This window comes from Acinetobacter sp. GN11 (assembly GCF_054823985.1).
Map to the genome: position 1 here is coordinate 1 of NZ_JRVL01000306.1, position 2,480 is coordinate 2,480.

3 protein-coding genes are annotated in these 2,480 nt (G+C 34.2%); 2 read left to right on the forward strand and 1 reads right to left on the reverse strand.

Features of this window, described 5'->3' with window-relative positions; translation table 11 throughout:
* The first annotated feature begins 73 nt into the window (after positions 1-73).
* Positions 74-490: a Sec-independent protein translocase protein TatB gene (gene tatB, locus NL42_RS18615; RefSeq protein ID WP_461313879.1), complete on the forward strand. Its 417-nt coding sequence runs from the start codon at positions 74-76 to the stop codon at positions 488-490.
* A complete protein-coding gene (gene tatC / locus NL42_RS18620) occupies positions 487-1,233 on the forward strand; it encodes a twin-arginine translocase subunit TatC (protein WP_461313880.1) in 747 nt (248 codons plus the stop codon). Before tatB ends, tatC begins: the two co-directional genes overlap by 4 nt.
* Positions 1,234-1,262: 29 nt before the next feature.
* On the opposite strand, the gene NL42_RS18625 is transcribed toward tatC, so the two are convergent.
* A complete protein-coding gene (locus NL42_RS18625; RefSeq protein ID WP_000846949.1) occupies positions 1,263-2,339 on the reverse strand; it encodes a sigma-54 interaction domain-containing protein in 1,077 nt (358 codons plus the stop codon).
* Between the last annotated feature and the right edge of the window lie 141 nt (positions 2,340-2,480).

Below are 2,480 nucleotides of genomic sequence, written 5' to 3' on the forward strand. Positions count from 1 at the left end.
CAACAATACAAAGATATTAGTCCAGTTGAACCACATAATGAAAAACAAAATAAAATATGAGTGATTTATTATTATGTTTAATATCAGCTTTGGAGAGTTATTAGCTTTTGCAATTATTGCGCTTATTATTTTAGGACCTGAAAAGCTTCCTCACACGTTAAGATCAGTCCTCCTCAAATACAGAGCAGTTAAAAACCAAATTAGTAAAATTCAAAATGATATTGAAAACGAACTTGACCTAATCGAACTTAAGAGAGTCATGCAAGAAGAGCTGCAAAAAATAAAACAAAATGAAGAGCAGCTCAAACAACAACTCGCTCTTATGCAACAAGAAATTGAAAATGTACAAACATCTGTTTTTACGGAACAAAAAACCAAACCACGGCGCATCAATGACTATATCTATACCCGTTCACAAGATGAGTTAAAGACACCATTTTTAGCTCATTTTAAAACAGCCAATAAATTCAGTGAGGATCAAGCCGCATGACGGAACATATTGTCAGTGAAAGCCTCACTGAAATGAAATATAGCGAACATTTAAAAGAATTAAGAAAACGGCTGATCTATAGCATTGGTATTGTTTTAGCGATTTTTTTATTATTACTTCCGCTTGCTCAGAAGAACTACCATTTTCTTGCTCATCCTTTAATTTCATTACTTCCTAGCAATTCCACCATGATTGCAACAGATGTGATGAGTACATTTTTAGCGCCATTTAAACTCAATATTTATTTTGCGATTTTATTAAGTATTCCCTTTATTCTTTATCAATTTTGGCAATTTGTTGCCCCTGCTCTTTATCAAAAAGAAAAAAGGTTTGGTATAGCACTTGTACTTTCAAGTAACCTTCTATTTTATTTAGGAATTGTGTTTGCCTATACTTTAATTTTGCCTCTCGCTCTAAAGTTTTTTGTTTTGGCATCGCCTGATAATGTGTTACCCATGACGGATATCAATAGCTATCTAGATTTTTGTTTGAAGCTTTTTCTTGCTTTTGGTCTGGCATTTCAAATTCCAGTTTTAACTTATATTCTTATTTTTATTGGTCTTATTTCTATTCAACAGCTAGAAGCACATCGTAAGCACATCATTGTATTCTTCTTTTTTATTGCAATGTTTATTACCCCTCCTGATGTTTTTAGCATGCTTGCTCTTGCAGTCCCAATGTGGTTGTTATTTGAAGTGGGTTTATGGGTCACAAAATTCACAACGCAAAAAAACATCCATTAAAAAATGGATGTTTTTTCTATATAAAACCCTTAAGCAATTTCATTTTCATTCTTATTAGGTAGTAAGTTATATCTTGATAAAAGATTACGTAAAACATTACGCGATAGGCCTAACATTTTTGCTGTCTTGACCTGATTATTCCAGCAACTTGAAAATGCAGTATTTACTATTTTATCTTCAATAATATGCCATGCTTCCCCATCATATTCTTGAAACAAACGCTTCAAGATACTTTCAAACTCTTGAATAAGGTCATTATCTGGTAGCACGGCAGAGCCCGTTTCCTCAGAAAATCTTAAATGCTCAAGATCAATGGTTTTGCCGCCACTCACGAGCAAAGCATAGTGAATATTGTTTTCTAGCTCACGAATGTTACCCGGCCAACTATAGTTCAGCAGCGCATTTCTTGCTCTATCACTGATATTTGGCTTAGTGGTAATGAGCTTCTGAGAGTATGAACTTAAGAAGAAATCAACCAGAGGTAAAATATCTCCTTTACGTTCACGCAGTGGCAAAATATTAAGCACAACCACGTTCAAGCGATAATATAAATCCAGACGAAACTTGTTTTCTGCTACAGCTTTACGTAAATCGACATGTGTTCCCGACAAAATACGGACATTAATTGGGATCGGTTTTCGACCACCCACACGTACGACTTCTTTTTCTTGCAACACCCTTAACAGCTTAACTTGTAAGGATAGTGGTAACTCACCCACTTCATCTAAAAATAAAGTGCCACCATCCGCCGTTTCAAAAATACCAGCTCGTGTTTTATTTGCACCCGTAAAAGCCCCAGCTTCATAACCAAACAGTTCAGACTCAGCAAGTGTCTCGACTAAAGCACCACAATTGACTGCAAGAAAAGGCTTATTTTTACGATCACTTTTCAAATGAATTTCACGCGCAATTAACTCTTTACCTGTTCCAGATTCACCTTGAATGATGACGCTGGCAGAGCTTGGAGCAATCGTTTCCACTTGATTTAATAATTTACGGGAGTTTTGATCTGAAAAGATAATTGCTTTTGCTCTTATTGGTTTTACAGGAACACCATTATCAGGCAAAGTAATTACTTTATAATCATTATCTAAAAAGGTCTTCATAATTGCCCCATAAAACTTATGATATAAGCATTCTAAAAGGCTATATTACATTTCAGGGTGTTTTTTAATAAATAATAAATAAAGATATTTAATCCAAAATTCACCTATTTTATTCTAAGAATATTTTCTCTTATAAATTAA

Coding starts and splice junctions, on each gene's coding strand:
- tatC (WP_461313880.1), top strand. CDS start 487: ATGACGGAACATATTGTCAGTGAAAGCCTCACTGAAATGAAATATAGC.
- tatB (WP_461313879.1), top strand. CDS start 74: ATGTTTAATATCAGCTTTGGAGAGTTATTAGCTTTTGCAATTATTGCG.
- NL42_RS18625 (WP_000846949.1), bottom strand. CDS start 2,339: ATGAAGACCTTTTTAGATAATGATTATAAAGTAATTACTTTGCCTGAT.